The organism is Rhodococcus sp. MTM3W5.2 (assembly GCF_001984015.1).
Taxonomy (GTDB): Bacteria; Actinomycetota; Actinomycetes; order Mycobacteriales; family Mycobacteriaceae; genus Rhodococcus_G; species Rhodococcus_G oryzae.
Map to the genome: position 1 here is coordinate 5,169,745 of NZ_CP019572.1, position 18,666 is coordinate 5,188,410.

At 70.4% G+C, this 18,666-nt stretch carries 15 protein-coding genes, 1 tRNA gene and 3 pseudogenes; 5 read left to right on the forward strand and 14 right to left on the reverse strand.

Annotation, left to right across the window (positions count from 1 at the left end; genetic code table 11):
• Positions 1 to 223: 223 nt before the first annotated feature.
• Both BTZ20_RS23590 and BTZ20_RS23595 read left to right on the forward strand, forming a co-directional pair.
• Positions 224 to 4,109: pseudogene (locus BTZ20_RS23590) on the forward strand (Pls/PosA family non-ribosomal peptide synthetase).
• 2 nt (positions 4,110 to 4,111) lie between these two features.
• Positions 4,112 to 5,425 (forward strand): M1 family metallopeptidase, encoded by a 1,314-nt coding sequence (locus BTZ20_RS23595; protein WP_077043939.1) that lies wholly within the window; start codon positions 4,112 to 4,114, stop codon positions 5,423 to 5,425.
• 7 nt (positions 5,426 to 5,432) lie between these two features.
• Here the strand turns inward: BTZ20_RS23595 and BTZ20_RS23600 are convergent, their stop codons facing one another.
• The 5 genes from BTZ20_RS23600 to BTZ20_RS23620 form a co-directional block, all read right to left on the reverse strand.
• Positions 5,433 to 6,608, reverse strand: a complete 1,176-nt coding sequence (locus BTZ20_RS23600) for an MFS transporter (RefSeq protein ID WP_223263848.1) — start codon at positions 6,606 to 6,608, stop codon at positions 5,433 to 5,435.
• Positions 6,609 to 6,706: 98 nt separating this feature from the next.
• Positions 6,707 to 7,363: a GntR family transcriptional regulator gene (locus BTZ20_RS23605; protein ID WP_077043022.1), complete on the reverse strand. Its 657-nt coding sequence runs from the start codon at positions 7,361 to 7,363 to the stop codon at positions 6,707 to 6,709.
• Between the two features lie 63 nt (positions 7,364 to 7,426).
• A complete protein-coding gene (locus tag BTZ20_RS23610) occupies positions 7,427 to 7,624 on the reverse strand; it encodes a hypothetical protein (protein WP_077043023.1) in 198 nt (65 codons plus the stop codon).
• Between the two features lie 173 nt (positions 7,625 to 7,797).
• A complete protein-coding gene (locus BTZ20_RS23615) occupies positions 7,798 to 8,220 on the reverse strand; it encodes a DUF2752 domain-containing protein (RefSeq protein WP_077043024.1) in 423 nt (140 codons plus the stop codon).
• A gap of 30 nt (positions 8,221 to 8,250) precedes the next feature.
• Positions 8,251 to 8,988 (reverse strand): RDD family protein, encoded by a 738-nt coding sequence (locus BTZ20_RS23620; RefSeq protein WP_077043025.1) that lies wholly within the window; start codon positions 8,986 to 8,988, stop codon positions 8,251 to 8,253.
• A 211-nt stretch (positions 8,989 to 9,199) separates the two neighbouring features.
• On the opposite strand from BTZ20_RS23620, the gene BTZ20_RS23625 reads away from it, so the two are divergent.
• Positions 9,200 to 9,565, forward strand: coding sequence for a PH domain-containing protein (locus BTZ20_RS23625; RefSeq protein WP_077043026.1), 366 nt, complete (start codon positions 9,200 to 9,202; stop codon positions 9,563 to 9,565).
• Here BTZ20_RS23625 and BTZ20_RS23630 read toward each other — a convergent pair.
• Entirely contained in the window at positions 9,555 to 10,241 is a 687-nt protein-coding gene (locus tag BTZ20_RS23630) for an EthD domain-containing protein (RefSeq protein ID WP_077043027.1), read from the reverse strand. The two genes, BTZ20_RS23625 and BTZ20_RS23630, sit on opposite strands and share 11 nt — an antisense overlap.
• A 39-nt stretch (positions 10,242 to 10,280) precedes the next feature.
• Positions 10,281 to 10,916 carry a TetR family transcriptional regulator gene (locus tag BTZ20_RS23635; RefSeq protein ID WP_077043028.1) on the reverse strand — a complete coding sequence of 212 codons (636 nt, stop codon included), beginning with the start codon at positions 10,914 to 10,916 and terminating at the stop codon, positions 10,281 to 10,283.
• A gap of 135 nt (positions 10,917 to 11,051) precedes the next feature.
• Here BTZ20_RS23635 and BTZ20_RS23640 point away from each other — a divergent pair, with 135 nt between their 5' ends.
• Positions 11,052 to 11,867 (forward strand): MBL fold metallo-hydrolase, encoded by an 816-nt coding sequence (locus BTZ20_RS23640; RefSeq protein WP_223263486.1) that lies wholly within the window; start codon positions 11,052 to 11,054, stop codon positions 11,865 to 11,867.
• Positions 11,868 to 11,879: 12 nt separating this feature from the next.
• On the opposite strand, the gene BTZ20_RS23645 is transcribed toward BTZ20_RS23640, so the two are convergent.
• The 3 genes from BTZ20_RS23645 to BTZ20_RS23655 all read right to left on the reverse strand — a co-directional run bounded on the left by BTZ20_RS23645 (position 11,880) and on the right by BTZ20_RS23655 (position 13,477).
• A complete protein-coding gene (locus BTZ20_RS23645) occupies positions 11,880 to 12,065 on the reverse strand; it encodes a hypothetical protein (RefSeq protein ID WP_077043030.1) in 186 nt (61 codons plus the stop codon).
• 73 nt (positions 12,066 to 12,138) lie between these two features.
• Positions 12,139 to 12,214, reverse strand: a tRNA-Thr gene (locus BTZ20_RS23650).
• Positions 12,215 to 12,283: 69 nt separating this feature from the next.
• On the reverse strand, positions 12,284 to 13,477 hold the full coding sequence (locus tag BTZ20_RS23655; RefSeq protein ID WP_077043031.1) for a DNA polymerase III subunit delta': 1,194 nt from the start codon (positions 13,475 to 13,477) through the stop codon (positions 12,284 to 12,286).
• 90 nt (positions 13,478 to 13,567) lie between these two features.
• On the opposite strand from BTZ20_RS23655, the gene BTZ20_RS23660 reads away from it, so the two are divergent.
• The gene (locus tag BTZ20_RS23660; protein WP_077043032.1) at positions 13,568 to 13,957 is read left to right on the forward strand and encodes a VOC family protein; all 390 of its coding nucleotides are present in this window, start codon (positions 13,568 to 13,570) and stop codon (positions 13,955 to 13,957) included.
• Here BTZ20_RS23660 and BTZ20_RS23665 read toward each other — a convergent pair.
• From BTZ20_RS23665 to BTZ20_RS23680, 4 genes and pseudogenes are all read right to left on the reverse strand, one after another.
• The gene (locus tag BTZ20_RS23665; RefSeq protein WP_077043033.1) at positions 13,894 to 14,646 is read right to left on the reverse strand and encodes a helix-turn-helix domain-containing protein; all 753 of its coding nucleotides are present in this window, start codon (positions 14,644 to 14,646) and stop codon (positions 13,894 to 13,896) included. The two genes, BTZ20_RS23660 and BTZ20_RS23665, sit on opposite strands and share 64 nt — an antisense overlap.
• 29 nt (positions 14,647 to 14,675) lie before the next feature.
• Positions 14,676 to 17,591 (reverse strand): type I DNA topoisomerase, encoded by a 2,916-nt coding sequence (gene topA / locus BTZ20_RS23670; RefSeq protein WP_077043034.1) that lies wholly within the window; start codon positions 17,589 to 17,591, stop codon positions 14,676 to 14,678.
• A 101-nt stretch (positions 17,592 to 17,692) separates the two neighbouring features.
• Positions 17,693 to 18,276 (reverse strand): annotated as a pseudogene (locus BTZ20_RS23675) (hypothetical protein).
• A 140-nt stretch (positions 18,277 to 18,416) separates the two neighbouring features.
• Positions 18,417 to 18,619, reverse strand: a pseudogene (locus BTZ20_RS23680) (cold-shock protein).
• Positions 18,620 to 18,666: the final 47 nt, after the last annotated feature.

The window sequence follows — 18,666 nt, forward strand, 5'->3', positions numbered from 1 at the left end:
AGCCTCTCTACCCAGGCGACGAAGGCGCCACCCCGAATACGACACCACGGCCGAAGAATCTTTCGGGCGTAGTCTGCTCGCATGTCTCAGCGGCATTTTCCGTCGTTGTGCGGGGTCCGAATCCCCCGTTGCTGCGCGCCGCCCTCGTCCCCGAGTTCACCAGCTAGCAAACTTGTCATGAGATAACGACTCGACAATCAGCCGACTCAGACAGGAAATCCGGGTGCCACTGCAGTCCCAACCGGAAACGGACCGATCCCAGCTGATCCCGACCGAGTACCTTCGGTCGTCGCTGGCTCCCGCGCCACGCACCCTGATCGACATCGTCATCGCGTCCGCCGAGGCCAACCCCGAGGCCCTCGCCATCGACGACGGCACCACCACCCTGACCTACCTCGAATTGCTCGAGGAGATGTACCGCGGCGCGCAGCAGCTCGGCGAGGCCGGGGTCGGCGCGGGCGACCGGGTCGGCATCCGGATGCCGTCCGGCTCGTATTCGCTGTACGTGGCGATCCTGTCCGTGCTCGCCGCGGGCGGCGCCTACGTGCCGGTGGACGCGGACGACCCCGACGAGCGGGCGGAGCTGGTGTTCGGCGAGGCCCAGGTCGCCGCGATCATCACCGGCGACTCCATCGAGGCCGGCACCGCCCCCGAGCGCGAGGACCCGCCCGCACCTCGGGTCCCCACCGTCGCCGACGACGCGTGGATCATCTTCACCTCGGGATCCACCGGGACCCCAAGGGCGTGGCGGTCAGCCACAGGAACGCGGCGGCGTTCGTCGACGCCGAGGCCCGGATGTTCCTGCAGCAGGCGCCGATCGGTCCGGGCGACCGGGTGCTCGCCGGGCTGTCGGTGGCCTTCGACGCCTCCTGCGAGGAGATGTGGCTGGCCTGGCGGCACGGCGCCACCCTGGTGCCCGCGCCCCGCGCGCTGGTCCGCAGCGGCATGGACCTGGGCCCGTGGCTGGTCTCGCGCGATGTCAGCGTCGTCTCCACCGTCCCCACGCTGGCCGCGCTGTGGCCCGCCGAGGCGCTCGAGGCCGTGCGGCTGCTCATCTTCGGCGGGGAGGCCTGCCCGCCTGAGCTGGCCGAGCGACTCGCGGTCGACGGTCGCGAGGTGTGGAACACCTACGGCCCGACCGAGGCCACGGTCGTCGCGTGTGGCGCGCTGATGGACGGCACCGGCCCGGTGCGCATCGGGCTGCCGCTGGACGGCTGGGACCTGGCCGTTGTCGACGGCGAGGGCAACCCGGTCGCGGTCGGCGAGGTCGGCGAGCTGGTGATCGGCGGGGTCGGCCTTGCCCGCTACCTCGACGCGGCGAAGGACGCGGAGAAGTACGCGCCGATGCCATCGCTCGGCTGGGACCGTGCCTACCGCAGCGGCGACCTGGTCCGCCTCGAGCTGGAGGGGCTGCTGTTCCAGGGTCGCGCCGACGACCAGGTCAAGCTCGGGGGTCGGCGCATCGAGCTCGGCGAGGTGGACAACGCGCTGCAGAACCTGCCCGGGGTGAGCGGGGCGGCGGCCGCCGTCCGCAAGACCGCCGCCGGGAACTCGATCCTGGTCGGGTACCTGGCCAGCACAGACCCCGACTTCGACGTCGCCGCGGCCCGCGAGCTGCTCGCCGAACGCCTGCCCGCGGCGCTGGTGCCGAGGCTGACCCTGCTCGACGAGCTGCCGACCCGCACCTCCGGCAAGGTGGACCGCGCGGCCCTGCCGTGGCCGTTGCCGGGCGCGGGCACCGGGGACGCCGCCGGCGCCGGGCTCGAGGGCACAGCGGCCTGGGTGGCCGAGCTGTGGGCGTCGATCCTCGGCGCGCAGATCACCGGCCCCGACGACGACTTCTTCGCCAGCGGCGGCGGCTCGCTGGCCGCCGCGCAGGTGGTGACCGCGCTGCGGGAACGCTTCCCCGAGGTCACCGTCGCCCATGTCTACGACCATCCACGGCTCGGCTCGTTGGCCGGCTTCCTCGACGAGTTCGCCCCGAGTGTCACCGCGGAGCCGAGGAACGTCGAGCCGACCCCGCGCTCCACCCAGCTCGCGCAGATCCTGCTCACGATCCCCTGACCACCCTGACCGGGCTGCAGTGGGTGACCTGGCTGGCGATCGTCAACAACGTCTTCGCCCTGTTCGCCGACGTGCCGTGGGCGCCGACCGTGTCCTGGTGGGTGCTGCTGGCCGCTTTCGTCGCCTTCATCACCCCGATCGGCCGAATGGCGATCTCCGTCGCCGGGTGCCGGCTGCTGCTGCGGGGGCTCACCCCCGGCACCTACCGGCGCGGCGGCAGCGAACACGTGCGGCTGTGGGTCGCGCACCGGCTCACCGAGGCCAGCGGCGCGGCCAACCTGTCCGGCGCCCCGTGGATGATCTACTACGCGCGGGCCCTCGGGGCGACCGTCGGCCGCGACGTCGACCTGCACACCCTGCCGCCGGTGACCGGGATGCTCGTGCTCGGCGACGGCTGCTCGGTGGAGCCGGAGGTCGACCTGACCGGGCACTGGATCGACGGCGACGTGGTGCACATCGGTGAGATCCGGATCGGCGCGGGCGCGGCCATCGGGGCCCGCTCCACGCTGCTGCCCGGCGCCCGCGTCGGCAAGAACGCCGAGGTCGCGCCCGGCTCGGCGGTGACAGGACGGGTCAAGGCCGGGCAGAGCTGGGCCGGCTCCCCCGCCGTCAAGGTCGGCAAGGCCACCCACCCGTGGCCGACCGAGCGCCCGCCGCTGGCGACCCAGTGGGTGCCGGTGTTCGGGCTCACCTCCGTCGTCATCGCAGGCATGCCGATCTTCGCGCTCGCGGCCGGGATCGCGCTGATCGGCTGGGGCGTCCGCGACACCCCTGACCTCGGCTCCGCGGCGGTCATGGCGCTCGCCTGGCTGCCTGCCGCGACAATCCTGACGCTCGCCGTGTTCGCGGCGCTGACCCTGATCGCGGTCCGCGCGCTCGGCATCGGCCTGCGCGAGGGCTACCACCCGGTGCGCAGTCGCGTCGGCTGGCAGGTCTGGGCGACCGAGCGGCTGATGGACTCGGCGCGGACCCTGCTGTTCCCGCTGTACGCGAGCCTGCTCACCCCGGTGTGGATGCGGCTGCTCGGCGCGAACATCGGCAAGAACACCGAGATCTCCACGGCGCTGGTGCTGCCGAAGTTCACCACGGTCGCGGACGGCGCGTTCCTAGCCGACGACACCATGGTCGCCTCCTACGAGCTCGGCGGCGGCTGGCTGCACATCAAGGAGGCCAAGGTCGGCAAGCGCGCCTTCCTCGGCAACTCGGGGATGGCAGGACCCGGTCGTCGGGTTCCGAAGAACGGTCTTGTCGCGGTGCTGTCCGCGGCGCCGAGCAAGGCCAAGTCCGGCTCGTCGTGGCTTGGCAGCCCGCCGGTGCGGCTGCGCCGGTCGGCCAACGACACCGACTCCTCGCGGACGTTCGAACCGCCGCTGCGGCTCAAGATCGCCAGGGCCGTTGTCGAGACGTGCCGGCTGATCCCGGTCATGATCACCTTCGGCATCGGCCTCGGCGTGCTGTTCGCGCTGCAGGCGATGGCGGGCGCGATCGGCTTCTGGTTCGCTGCCCTGTTCAGCGGGATCGTGCTGCTGGTCGCGGGTGCGGTGGCGGGCACGGCCTCGATCGTGGCGAAGTGGCTCGTCGTCGGGCGGATCCGGAAGGTGGAGCACCCGCTGTGGAGCTCCTTCGTGTGGCGCAACGAGGTGTCGGACGCGTTCGTCGAGACCGTCGCCGCGCCCTGGTTCGCGCGCGCCGCCACCGGCACCGCCGTCCTCGCCGTCTACCTTCGAGGCATGGGTGCGACGATCGGCCGCGGTGTCTGGTGCGAATCCTATTGGCTCCCAGAGGCCGACCTGGTGACCCTCGGCGACGGCGCGACCGTCGAGCGGGGTTGCGTCGTGCAAACCCACCTGTTCCATGATCGGATCATGTCCATGGACACCGTCACCCTCGGCAACGGAGCAACCCTGGGACCGCACTGCGTCGCGCTGCCCGCGGCAGGCATCGGCGACGGCGCCACGGTCGGACCCGCGTCGCTCGTGATGCGCGGCGACACGGTGCCGCCGAACACCCGCTGGCAGGGCAACCCGATCACCCCGTGGGCGTGACGATGGTCAAGCCCGGCAAGTTTTACGAGGAACCGCTCGATTCGTACCTGCCGCACGTCGGCAACCGCGGCTATCGGGTGTCGCGCTATGAGCTGGACCTGACCTACAAGGTGGCAGGCAACCGGCTGTCCGGCAAGGCGTCGATCACGGCCGCCACCACCGAGATCCGGACGAAGTTCGCGTTCGACCTGTCGCAGAGCCTGTCGGTGTCGAAGGTGTCGGTCAACGGCGCCAGGCCGGCGAAGTACACCCACCAGCACGGGAAGCTGACGATCACCCCTGCGCATGCGATCCCGGCTGGCGGCGCGCTGTCGGTCACCGTGCAGTACGCGGGCACCCCGAAGCCGATCCGCAGCCTCTGGGGCGAGGTGGGCTGGGAAGAGCTGACCGAGGGCGCGCTGGTGGCCAGCCAGCCGAACGGAGCCGCGTCCTGGTTTCCCTGCGACGACCACCCTGGCTCCAAGGCCAGCTACCAGATCTCGATCACCACTGACTCGCCGTACTACGCGCTGGCGAACGGCGCGCTGGTGCGCAAGCAGGTCCGGGCCAGCCACACCACCTGGGTGTACGAGCAGACCGAGCCGATGGCAAGCTACCTGGCCACCATCCAGATCGGGCATTACGAGCGCAGGCACGCCGATCACGACGGCGTGCCCATGCACGCGGTGCTCCCGCAACGGCTGCGGACGGCGTTCGAGCACGACTTCGGCAGGCAGCCGCAGATGATGGAGACCTTCGTCCGGCTGTTCGGGCCCTACCCGTTCGCGGACTACACCGTTGTCGTCACCGACGACGAACTGGAGATCCCCATTGAGGCGCAGGGCATCTCGGTGTTCGGCGCGAACCATTGCGACGGCAGGCGCAGCGCGGAACGGCTGGTCGCGCACGAGCTCGCGCACCAGTGGTTCGGCAACAGCCTGACGCTGGGGTCGTGGCGCGACATCTGGCTGCACGAGGGCTTCGCCTGCTACGCGGAATGGCTGTGGTCGGAGAACTCCGGCGGGCCGTCGGCACAGGAGATCGCCACCCAGGCGCACCGCAACCTCACCGGGCTGCCATACGACGTGCTGCTCGGCGACCCCGGGCCCGAGCTGATGTTCGACGACCGGGTCTACAAGCGCGGCGCCCTCACCCTGCACGCGCTACGGACCGCGCTCGGCGACGAGGCCTTCTTCGACCTGCTCCGGCAGTGGACCGCCAAGCACCGCCACGGCACCGTCACCACCGAGGAATTCACCGACCTCGCCGCGCATTACACCGATCGCTCGCTGCGTCCGCTGTGGGACGCGTGGCTGTTCCAGAAGGCGATGCCCTAGCCGGCGGTCAGCGGGTCGGCAGGTGCGATCGGCTCTTGGCCAGCACCAGCACCAGGGACGCGGCGGCCACCACAGCGCCGATCACGAACAGCATCGGGTAGCTGAACACCGTCGGCCAGGCCTGCACGCACAGCGCCATCGCCGCGGGCACCGCGAACCCGATGTAGGTCAGCGAGTAGAAGACCGCGGTGAGCCCGGCGAGGTCGTCGGGGCGCGCGATCCGCTGGATCTCCTGCAGCCCGGACACCAGCGCCATCCCGTAGCCGCCGCCCAGTACGACGGCCGCGGCCAGCGCCAGCGGAACCGTCAGCCGGTCGGCGGCGACCGCGGCGACGGTCATGCCCACCACCAGGATCGCCAGCGCGACGGCGACGGCCCTTGCGCTGCGCGGGGTGTCGATGCGCCTGCCAACGGCCTGGATCGAGAACCCCGCGGCCAGCGCGACCACGCAGAGCAGCGCTGAGAACGCGACAGGGCGACCGCCGCTGTGTGGGGCCATCAGTGCGGGCATCACCGCGTAGGCGCAGCTGGCCGAGCCGAACACCCACGGCGCCAGCGGGGCGATGACGTACCGGAACCGCAGGTGCCCGGCGGCCGGGATCCGCAGGTCCTCGCGCAGCGGTACCCGCTGACCGGCCGGTACCGCGGGCCGGGTCTCCTGCGCCGCGAACAGCGCGACCCCCGCCGCCGCCGCGATCGAGATGTGCACCAGGTACGCCAGTGCGCTCGGCCACGGTGCCCACTGTGCGAGCACACCCGCGACCCCGGCACCGAGGGCGAACCCCGCGGTCAGACTCATGGCCGCGCGTCTGGCCCCGGAACCCGTGCCCGCGTGCCGATCCCACGGCGACGTCGACAGTTCCTTGAGCCAGCTGCCGCCGACCGCCATGCCGATACCGAGGCCGACGCCGCTGAGGATGCGGCCCGCGACCAACAGCGCGGAGCTGTCGGCGCCGGTGGCGAGCACCAGCGAGCCGGCCGCCGCGATGAAGGGAGCGGGCAGCATCACCGGCCGCCGCCCGAGCCGGTCGGACAGCGGGCCGCCGATGAGCAGGGCGGGCACGATGCCGAACACGTACGCGAACAGGAAGCTGTCCACCACGACCGGGGAGTAGCCGTGGTCGAGGCGGTACATCACCAGCAGCGGGGTGAACTCGTTGCCGCCCCACGCGACGGCGAACATCGCCGCGGACACGAGTGCCCACGGCGCCACGGCCCGTTTCCGCGAACGGCGGTCGTGCGCGGCAGGCGCCGTGTAGGCCGCTTGGTCGGTCCGCACGCTCATCGGGCACCGGCCTGCAGCAGCGGCAGGCCGTGCACGCGACGCATGTGCACCGTCACGGCGGCGTCGTAGCCGTCGGCGTCCGCCGCCTCGACCAGGTTTGCCAGCGCCGTGTGGTCGTCGATGATCGACGCCAGCTGCAGCGGGTCCCTGGCCAGCGAGCGAGCGGTCATCCGGCGCTGCCGCTCACGCAGGCCGGCGTAGAAGGTGACGAGCAGCGGGTTGCCGCCCGCGCGGACGATCAGTCCATGGAAGTCGGCATCGAGGCCGCTGAAGCCGCCCACGTCCCCGCTCGCCGCCGCCTCGCGCTGGGCGACGAGGTTCGCGCGCAGGGCCGCGACCAGCCCGGTCCTGGCGGTCGGGTGGCCGATGACAGTCCGGACGGCGTCCGTCTCGACGAGCCTGCGCGCGGCGACGACGTGTTCGGCCTCGCCGTCGGCGACGGGCACGATCAGCGCACCGCGCTTGGGGTAGAGCCGCATCCAGCCCTCGGCCTCGAGCCGGAGGAACGCCTCGCGGACGGGGGTACGGCTGGTACCCATCTCAGCGGCGATCTCGCCCTCGCTGATCAGCTCGCCACCGGGCAGCGCAGCGGACAGGATCCGCTCCTTCACCTCGCGGTAGACGACCTCCGCCGCCGAATGCAACTTAGACACAAGATGTATTTATACCGACCGCACGCGGCACCACCGCAGGTGGGGTCGTGTTTCGGGTGCGGTTTACGGGACCCAGTACTTGGCCGCGAGGTGCTCGATCACGGGATCGTCGTCGAGCGCCTCATCCAATGCGGCCAGGTCGTCGTCGAGCGCGACCAGTCGGGGATCGTTGCCCTCGCCGCGCCCGGAGGGATAGCCGCCGTCCTCGGCGATCTGACGCAACAGCTTCTCGCGCACGCGGTCCTTCAGCGATTCGGCCATAGCTGAGCATTGACCAGAGCGGCCGCCCTGTCGACCGGACGCGCCGAATCAGTCGTCGTGCTTGCGGAACACCCGACGCGCGATCGGGATGAGCACGACCAGCGCACCGACGAGCACGATCAGCGAGAAGATCTGCATTGCCATCGGAACCTCCGGGTCGAGTTCGTCGAACGTCAGGTCGGCGCGAGGACCGCTCCCCATGGGGTGTTACGCACCACGGTGAACACCGCCAACACCACCAGTATCCCTGCCGTGGCGGACCTGCCGAGCACGATCATCCGGTCGTCGACTCCGCCCCATCGCCGCCGCAGCCAGCGCATCCACGCCACCACCAGCACCACGACAAGCGGCAGGATCAGCACGTTGCTCGACAGCGACCCGATCAGATCCCCGTTGGTGAGGTCGTTCACCGCGCGCAGCCCGCCGCAGCCCGGGCACCACCAGCCGGTGATCACGTGGAACGGGCAGAACCCGTAGGCGCCCGCGCGGTGCGGGTCGCGCAGGTACAGCAGGGTCGCCGCGCCGAGGCCTGCCGCCGCGACCGCGATCGGCGCGCGCAGCGAGCGGGCCCGAGTATCCGGCTTGGTCATCGTCATCGGATCACCGTCATCGCGTCACATTCATTCTCATTGGGGTGCGGTCACCGCGCCCTTGATCACGACCGAGGTGACCAGCATGTCGTGCCAGCACCGGTGCCGCGGGTCCCACAGCGGCCAGAGAAAGTTCAGGAAGCAGAGGTCGCCGAGGATCCACAGCAGCAACCACCGCACGAATGCCATGCCCGGGCCGAGGGGGCGTCCGTCCGCCTCGCGGACCACCGAGATACTCAGCCATTTCTTGCCGAGTGTCTGCCCGGTGTTGCCCTGCCGGAACACCATGTTCCAGACCAGCAACGCGAGCGCCAGCAGGATGCCTGCCACCATGATGGCGATGCCGACGCCGTTGACGTTCGTCAGCTCGCTGTCGGAGTCGTAGTAGTAGTCGCCCGAATAGGTGGTCGTGACCGATCTCGCGTCCTTGAACGCGATGAATGCCCCGAGGCCCGCGAGCAGGTAACCCGGCAGCGGGACCACGATCCGGTCGAGCAGATAGGCGCCGACCCGAGACCACCAGGAGGCATACGGATACGCAGGCGGCGGCGGACTGCCGTAGGGCTGGCCCGGCGGCGGATAGCCCGGCTGCTGCGGGTACTGCGGGGCGCCGTAGGGCGGCTGGCCCGGCGGCGGGTACTGCGGGGCACCGTACTGCGGCTGGCCGTACTGCGGCGGCTGCTGGCCGTACTGGGGCTGGGGCGGAGGAGGACCAGGCGGCGTCGGGCCTGGCTGCGCGGGATCGGGCTGCTGGGGCTGATTCGGGTCCGACATGGCGCCACTTCCTGTCCGCAGGGTGGTGGTTCACTTCCCAAACCATAGCCCCGAACGACATTCGGCCACGTTCCTTGTCCGTCCGGTTCGCGGGGGCTACATTTCGCCTGATCCGAAAGCACGGGCAACGACGCCGGGAACGCTACCGTCGAGGGCCTTCGACGTCGGCTCCTGAGACTGCGAGACGTGCGGCAGCGACAAGGAGACAGACATGACCGAACCGATATTCGACAAGTCCGAACAACTCAAGCAGGTACAACAGGCAATTCTCGCGGGCGAGACGATCATTGCCGTCTACGACTGCATCGGCGCGGGCACCGGATTCATGGGTCTGACCAATCTTCGCCTCGTCATTCAGGACAAGAGCTTCGTCGGCAGTCGAACCGCGATCACGTCCATTCCTTACAAGAATGTCCGGTCGGTGTCCTTTCTCAGCAACAAATCGTGGGCCGGACATTTCTTCTCGTCCAGCAGCATTGCCGTCGACATCGGCCAGCAGACCTACGAGGCCGACTTCCGCGGCATCGAGAAGGCGCAGCACGTGCACCGGGTGATCCTGGAGCAGATCACCCGGTAGGCCGAACTCCGGTCAGGTCGTACACATATCGGCTCGTGGGGATCACGTCCACGTCGGTGCTCGCGCCGAACGTGGACGTGCTCTCGATCATGCGTGAGAGCCGGCGCCCGAGCTCGGCATCGTCCCCGCCGCTCCCGTAGAACGCGTGCGGATCGGTCATCGCGGCCATCGGGAACAGTTCCTCGACAAGGGCGTCGGCGCGAGCGTCCGCGGTGAGCGTCTCGATCACGGTGTTCTGCACGTAGCCGAACGTGGCCTGGGTCTCGATCGCCACGGTGGTGTGGTGGTCCTGCCATCGGCGGAGCCATTCCGACCGATCCATGCCCGCGGGTATCCGCAGCAACGCGAGACCGGCGAGGGCATCGGCGCGAACTCCGTTGTCCGACTCCGGGGGCGGGATCGGCGTCCGTTCGTCGACCACCCATCCCGCGACCCGGTCGGCCGCCGCCGAGAGGAGGCCGGTGACGGCCGCGAATTCGTCTGGGATCCAGACGCTGACGATCGCACCCACCGGCTGGTCATAGGTCGTGAGACGGAGCTGGGCGGGGGCTACGTCGGCGTCGTCGATGTTGACCTGGAGCCTGGTGGCGCCGAGCGCGGCCAGTTGCTCGCGGAGACGCTCCGCGAACAACGCCTCCTGCAATCGCGACCCCCACAGGGCGTACATCAACTTCATCGTCGAATCCTTTCCGTGGCCCGGCATTCCGGCGATGGCCTAGACCGTCGTGGACGAGTGGGCCGCAGTGAGCAGTCCGAAGAGCAGGTCGATCACGTCGTCGGGTTCCGGCCTGCCGCGGTGGTCGGCGTCGGACATGCGTTCGTAGTCGGCGATCAAGGCGAGCAGGACCGTCGCCAGCGACTCGAGCCGGTAGCGGCGGGCGACGGCGGGCAGATCGCCGATCAGGTGGTCGAGCCGCGACATGACGATGCGGACGGTCGGCCGACTGTCGCCGTCCAGGTTCATCTCGTCCGCGACGGAGCGGTGATGGCGCACGCGCTCGAAGAACCGGGCGAAATGCGTCGATCCCGGCTGATCGACCACCTCGATCAGGGGAAGCGCCAGCACCTTCAGCAGTGCCAGGAGGTCGTCGCCACCCGGCACACCCTCGCACTCGGCGAGCAGCTCCATCCGCCGGAATTCCAGCCCGCGGAGGTGATACTCGACGATCGCGGCGATCAGGCCGTCGCGGGAACCGAAGTGGTACTGCACCGCCGACTTGTTGCGCTGTCCCGCCGCGCGGGCGATGTCCTGCAGCGGGACGTCGATCCCGGCCTCGGCGATCAGCACCTCCGCGGCACGCATGAGGGCATGCGGAGCCGATCCCTCGCGCAGTCCTTCCCCGACCTTCACCGCTCCAAAGTAGGGTCACACATCGCCGAGGTCAATGCCTGAAACTTATCTTTTAAGTACATTTACTTAATCTCCACGGCTCCTCCTTCGGCCCGCGGTTGCGCCCGGCACACCCAGGCCGGAGAGTGGTCCCCCGTGAGCCATCGCATCCACCACCTCAGCTGCGCGACGATGTGCCCCAGTGCCGGCCTCGTGCCCGGCCTCGCCCCGTCCCGCCTGGTCGCGCACTGCCTGCTGGTCGAGGGACCCGACGGCCTGACGCTGGTGGACACCGGCTTCGGCACGGCCGACGTCGCCGATCCGATCGGCCGGCTCGGCCGGCCGTTCGTGATGTCGGTCGGCGCCAGGATGGACCTCGCGCTCACCGCCGTCGCCCAGGTGCGCGCGCTCGGCTACGACCCGTCGGATGTCCGCGACATCGTGGTCACCCATCTGGACGGCGACCACGCGGGCGGCCTCGGCGACTTTCCGTGGGCGCGCGTGCACGTGCACGCCGACGAGCTCGCGACCGCGCGCACCCGGCCCACGCTGCTCGACAAGACGCGGTACAGCGCGAAGCAGTGGGCACACGATCCGACCTGGGTCGAGCACCGCCCTGGTGGCGACCGGTGGTTCGGGTTCGAATCGGTGCAGGCGGTCAGCGAGGACGTGCTGCTGATTCCGCTGCGTGGACACACCTTCGGGCACAGCGCGGTGGCGGTGCGTCGTCCCGGCGGCGGCTGGTACCTGCACGCGGGCGACGGGTACTACTTCGCCGACGAGAAGCTGACCCCGCCCTCGTGCCCGCCCGGCCTGCGGGCGACACAGATCCTGATGGAGATGGATCGCCGCTCGCGAATCGCCAACCAGGGCAGGCTCCGCGAGCTGCACGCCGCCCACGGCGACGAGGTCACCATCATCTGCGCGCACGACGCGAGCGAGTTCGAGGCGCTGGCCGCCGTCACCGACTGAGCGCGGGTCCGGCTATCCGGCGAGGTCGTCCGGACCGATCGGGTCGGCATCCCAGAGGGCCTGGCTGACCGGCGGCCTGGTCCGGAACCGGTTGACGGCGACGAACCCCACCGCGAGGAGTGCGCCCACCACGGCACCCGTCACGACGCGGCGACCTGCGCGGGTGGACTTCGTCGGCTCGAGTTCGGTGGAGGTCATGCGAGGAGTCTCCCGCACTCTCGCGCAAACTCGAAAGGCCCTCTCCCGCGGGTGCGGGCGAGGGGCCTTTCGATGGAGCCGCCTAAGAGAATCGAACTCTTGACCTTTTCATTACGAGTGAAATGCTCTACCGACTGAGCTAAGGCGGCGTGCCCGACCTCGCGGTCGAGCCAGAGGGAGTCTAGCGGCTCACCCCGCGGATGCGAAAACGGCCCCCGCTACTTCAGCTCGACACCCAGCTTGGCGACCATGGACGCCACCGCGAACCGGGGCTTGACGTTGACCGAGAGCGCCTCGCGACACTCCAGCACGGCCTCCACACACCGCAGCAGCGCCTCGGGGCTGCCCGCCGCGGCCATCTTCCTGACCTGGTCCGCCTTGTCCGGGTGATTCGGCTGCGCCCCCGACCCCAGCGCGACCGCCAGCGCGTCCCGGTAGAGCCCCGCCAGGTCCATCAGGGCGCGATCGAGGCTGTCGCGGCCGGTCCTGGTGGCCCGCGACTTCTGCCTGCGCTCGAGGTCCTTGAGGGCGCCGGCCGATCCGCGCAGCGCGCCCGCCGCACCCTTGCCGGTGCCGCCCGCGCCGAGGGCGGTGCGCAACTCCTCGGTCTCGCGTTCGTCGCGGGCCGCGCTCATCTCCTTGGCCTCGGCCTCCGCCGCCCGGACCAGCTCGTCGGCCGCCGCGTATCCGGTGGCAGGCCGGGTCGCGGCGGACGCGATACCCAGCGCCTGACCGCGCCGCGCCCGCGCCTCCTCGTCCGTCGCCAGCCGTCGGGCCCGGCCGACGTGGCCGCCACTGATCGAGGCGGCCAGCAGCGCGGTCTCGGCGTCGAGCTGATCGCGCTCGCGCAGCACCCCGGCGATCGCCTCCACCGACGGGGTCACCAGCGCCACGTGCCTGCACCGGGACCGCAGCGTCACCGAGATGTCCTGCGGGTCCACCGAGGGCGCGCACAGCAGGAACACGGTCCGCGCAGGCGGTTCCTCGACGACCTTGAGCAGCGCGTTGGCCGCGCCCTCGGTCAGCCGGTCGGCGTCCTCGATCACCACCACCTGCCAGCGCCCGGTGCTGGGGCGACGCGACGCGGTCTGCACGATGCCGCGCATCTCCGCGACGCTGATGCTCAGGCCCTCGGGGATCACCCGGCGCACATCGCCGTGGGTGCCCGCCATCGTGGTGGTGCAGGCGTGGCATCGCCCGCAGCCGGGCTCGCCCTCGTCGGTGCACTGCAGCGCGGCGGCGAAGCACAGCGCCGCGACGGAGCGTCCGGAGCCGGGCGGCCCGGTGAACAGCCAGGAGTGCGTCATCAGCGAGCCTGCCGCGTCGGCGCCGCCCCTTGCCGCCCTCGCGGCACCGGTCAGCTCCATCTCGACATGCTCCTGGCCGACCAGTCGATCGAATACTCCCGCCACGGGCCGAGCCTATCGGGCGGGTCCGACGCCGCCGGGCGGGCGTCCGAAACGTTCAAGACCGTCCGGACCGCGGGGAACTACCGTCGCGGCATGACACCACAGCTCTCGATGATCGGTCTCGCCGTCGCGGACCTGTCCCGCTCCTTCGACATCTACCGGCGGCTCGGCCTCGACCTGCCCGCCGCTCCCGGCCAGGAGCAACACCACGAGATCACCCTGCCTGGCGGCCTGCGGGTGGGCTGGGACACCCTCGAGGTCATCCGCGGCTTCTCCCCCGACTTCACCCCGGGGACCGGCGGCCCGTCGCTGGCCTTCGACTGCGGCACGCCCGAGGCCGTCGACGCCAAGTACTCCGAGCTCACCGAGGCCGGGTGCACCGGTGAATCGAAGCCGTGGGACGCGTTCTGGGGACAGCGCTACGCGGTCGTCAGGGACCCGGACGGCCACGGCATCGAACTGTTCGCGGCCCTGCCCGGCTGACCGAGCAGCCCGGTCAGGGAGGTCCCCGCCAGCGCCCGGACCTCCCTGGCCAGGTGCGCTTGATCGCTGAAGCCGGAATCCGCCGCGACCCTGGCGAGCGGGACGCCCCCTCGGGCGAGCCGGAGCGCGCGCTCGAAGCGGAGCACCCTGGCCAGCGTCTTCGGGCCGTACCCGTATGCGGACAAGGACTTTCGATGCAGGCGGCGTTCGCTCCAGCCCAGGCCCGCGGCGACCTGCGCGACAGTGACACCGCGCGCCAGCTGCGCCGCGATCGCGGTCTCGACGGGCCGCCCGACCCCGTCGAGACGGTCGCGTGCCGCCGCACTGATCGCCCGCAGCGGATCCGGCTCGGCGGCATGGAAGAGGCTGCGCACCACCGCATCCGGCCACAGCTGCTCCAGCGGCACCCGCACATCTCGCAGCTCGTCGGCGCGGACACCGAACACGTGCGGTCCGACGCCTGGCGCGAACCTCAGACCGATCGCCCTGCTACCCGCGGCCGTGGTGCGGTGCGCCCGGGTGTCCGGACCGGCCACCAGCAGCCCGCCCTCGTGCCAGATCAGATCCATGCACCCGTCGGGCAGCACCAGGGCGCCCTCGTCCTGCTGCGGGCGGTCCCCCGGTGGACCCGAGGTCACCGACCAGGCGACCGCTCCCGGAACTTCCGCTCGCAGTTCCCGATACGCCACCTCGGCTACACCACCTCAGTGCGGACCGGTCAGGACTTCTTCGCGGCGGCCTTCTTCGCGGCCGCCTTGGCGGGCGCCTTCTTGGCCGCGGTCTTCTTCGCTGCCGCCTTCTTGGCAGGCGCCTTCTTCGCGGCCGCCTTCTTCTTCACCGGTCCACGCGCACGCCGATCGGCGAGCAGCTCCGAGGCGCGCTCGTCGGTGATGGTCGCGACATCGTCGTCCTTGCGCAGGCTCGCGTTCGTCTCGCCGTCGGTGACGTAGGGGCCGAAGCGGCCGTCCTTGATCACCATCGGCTTGTCCGTCGCCGAGTCGTTGCCGAGCTCACGCAGCGGCGGGGTCGCCGCACCGGTGCGGCCCCGACGCTTGGGCTCCGCGTAGATCTTCATGGCGTCCTCGAGGGTCACCGTGAACATCTGCTCCTCGTTCTCCAGCGAACGAGAATCGGTGCCCTTCTTCAGGTACGGGCCGTAGCGCCCGTTCTGCGCGGTGATCTCTTCCTTCGACTCCGGGTCGATGCCGACCACGCGCGGCAGCGAGAGCAGCCGCAGCGCGTCCTCGAGCGTCACGGTCGCCACGTCCATGGACTTGAGCAGCGAGCCGGTCCGCGGCTTCGGGCCCGCGGCCTTCTTGGCGGTCTTCTTCGCCGCGGCCTTCTTCGCGGGCGCCTTGGTGGTGACGGCGCCCTCCCCCTCGGCCGTGACCGGCACGATGTCCGGCTCGGGTTCGGGTTCCGGCTCGGGCAGGATCTCGGTCACGTACGGACCGAAACGCCCCTCCTTCGCGACGATCTCGTGCCCGGTGAGCGGGTCGACGCCGAGCTTGCGCCCGTCCTGCGGGGTGGCGAACAGCTTCTCCGCGTACTCCGGCGAGAGCTCGTCCGGGGGCAGGTCGTCGGGCAGGTTCGCGCGCTGCGAGACCGGATCCCCGTCGGGGTCATCGGGATTGACGACCATGCGCTCGAGGTACGGCCCGAACCGGCCGACCCGCACCACGACGTCGCGGCCCTCGGAATCGGCGAACAACCGGATCGAGTTCACCTCGCGGGCGTCGATGTCCTCGAGATTGGTGCCGACCATCTTCTTCAGACCGCCGGAGCGGGCGACCGAACCCTCGGCGCCGCGCTCACCACCGAAGTAGAAGCTGGACAACCAGTTTCCACGCTGCTCGCGGCCACCGGCGATCTCGTCGAGGTCGTCCTCCATGCCCGCGGTGAAGTCGAAGTCGACCAGCCGGCCGAAATGCGCCTCCAACAGCCCGATCACGGCGAACGCCACCCACGACGGCACCAGGGCACTGCCGCGCTTGTAGACGTAGCCGCGGTCCAGGATCGTCTTGATGATCGACGAATACGTCGACGGACGACCGATTCCCAGCTCCTCGAGGGTCTTGATCAGGCTGGCCTCGGTGTAGCGGGCGGGCGGGTTCGTGGTGTGACCGTCCGGATCAAGCTTGGTTGCCGTGACCGCCTGCCCGGCGACGAGCACCGGCAGCCTCGACTCGGCGTCGTCGGACTGGCCGCCCGCCTCCTCGTCGACGCTCTCGACGTAGGCCTTGAGGAAGCCCGCGAACGTGATGGTGCGGCCGGACGCGGAGAAGGTGCACTCCTCGCCGGTGCCCGCGGTGCCGGTGATCCGCAGCGTCAGGGTGGTGCCGCGCGCGTCGGCCATCTGCGAGGCGACGGTGCGCTGCCAGATCAGCTCGTAGAGCTTGAACTCGTCGGCGGCCAGCTGCGAGTGCAGCTGGCCCGGCGTGGCGAAGACGTCGCCGGCGGGGCGGATCGCCTCGTGCGCCTCCTGCGCGTTCTTCACCTTGCGGGTGTACTGCCGCGGCGACGGGCTGACGTACTCGGCGCCGTACAGCTCGGTGGCCTGCGCCCTGGCCGCGGCGATCGCCGACGCCGACAGCGTCGTCGAGTCGGTACGCATGTAGGTGATGTGGCCGTTCTCGTACAGCCGCTGCGCGGTCCGCATGGTGCGCTCGGATGTGAAGCGCAGTTTGCGCGCCGCCTCCTGCTGCAGCGTCGAGGTCATGAACGGCGCGTACGGCTTGCGGGTGTACGGCTTGTCCTCGGCGGACGAGACGGTGAGATCGGTGCCGTGCAACGCCTCGGCGAGGCGACGTGCGTAGCCCTCGTCCAGCACCGTGACGCCGGTCGACTTCAGCTGGCCGTCGGCCCCGAAGTCGCGGCCCGCGGCGACGCGGCTGCCGTCGACGCTGACCAGGCGCGCCCCGAAGCTGCGCGGGTTCGCCTCGGCGCCCGCATCAAGGGTGGCGGAGATGTCCCAGTACTCGGCGGACCGGAATGCCATCCGCTCGCGTTCGCGCTGCACGATGACGCGCGTCGCCACCGACTGCACGCGGCCTGCCGACAGCTTCGGCATGACCTTCTTCCACAGCACCGGGCTGACCTCGTAGCCGTAGAGGCGGTCGAGGATGCGCCTGGTCTCCTGCGCGTCCACCAGGTCCTGGTCGAGGTCGCGGGTGTCCTGCGCGGCCGCCAGGATGGCCGGCTTGGTGATCTCGTGGAAGACCATCCGGCGGACCGGGATCTTCGGCTTGAGGGTCTCGAGCAGGTGCCAGGCGATGGCCTCGCCCTCGCGGTCGGGGTCAGTGGCGAGGTAGAGCTCGTCGGCGTCCTTGAGCAGGCTCTTGAGCTCGGCGACCTTGGTCTTCTTGTCCGGGCTCACCACGTAGAGCGGCTCGAAGTCGTGGTCGACATTGACGCCGAGCCGGGCCCACGACTCGCCCTTGTACTTGGCAGGCACGTCCGCCGCGCCCCGCGGGAGGTCGCGAATGTGACCGACCGAGGCCTCGACGACGTAGTTCTTGCCCAGGTAGGGGGCAATTTTCCTGGCCTTGGTCGGCGACTCGACGATCACGAGACGGCGCGTCTGGTCGGCTGTGGCGGGGCTGTCGCCCGCCGTGTCCTTCTCCCGAGCTGCCACCTTGCTGCCTGCACCTTCCTCGACTCGAATCGGCGATCACTTCAGTAACAGAGTGACACACCGCGAGACCATCCTTGCAGATCAATCCCGTGTCGACTGTTCTACACCTGCGGCCAGGCCTCCCGCGCCTCCTGCCGGTCAGGGGCCTGACCGATGTTCTCGACCAGCCGCATCAGCCGCTTGTGCCCCACGATCCGGAGCCCGGGGCCCGCCCCGCGGGTGCCGATGAGGGTGGGCGCGATCCCGGCCCGCATCAACGATTGGGCGAGGATCGGGTGGGTGTCGGGGCGTGCGGGTCCAGCCCGAGCACGAACCGATCGCCCTCGCCCTCGGACCTGCCCGCTGCCAGCACCCAGGCCCGCAGGGCACGCGAGTCCGGGATCCAGCCCACCGGCACGGCCTTGACCGCACCCTTGGTCCACTGGGCCGCGAGCGCGGCCAGCTCGGGCACCGATGCGGTGCGGACCAGCGGGCTGCCCTCGTCGGACCGGGTGATCTCGGCGGCCAGGCCGGCCTCCTCGATCAATTCGGCGACGGCGTCCGCCCGCCACGAGGCATCGACGACAACCGAGACCCTGGCCCGGCCGGCGGCGACGGAGACCTGCCCCTGCGCGGCCAGCAGCCCGCTCAGGTCCGATACCGCGGGCGGCACCGCCTCCGCGGAGAAGAAGGACAGCTGGTTCACAAGAGGACAGTAGGCCAGATCCGGGCGCTCGGGCCGTGCTGACACGGCCGGACCGCGCGCGGCGCCTGGCGGGAAACGACTCGTCCCCACCACCTCACGGTGCTGGGGGACGAGTTGATCCGTCTCGAGGAACGAATGAATCAGACCGCGCGAACGCCGGTGGCCTGGGGACCCTTGGTGCCCTGACCGACCTCGAACTCGACGCGCTGGTTCTCCTCGAGCGTGCGGAACCCGCTGCCCTGAATCTCGGAGTAGTGGACGAAGACGTCAGCGGAGCCGTCCTCGGGGCGATGAATCCAAAGCCCTTCTCCGCGTTGAACCACTTCACAGTGCCCTGTGCCATGCTTTTCCTTCACTTTCTAACACCGGATTCGGTGAACAGCAGTCAAC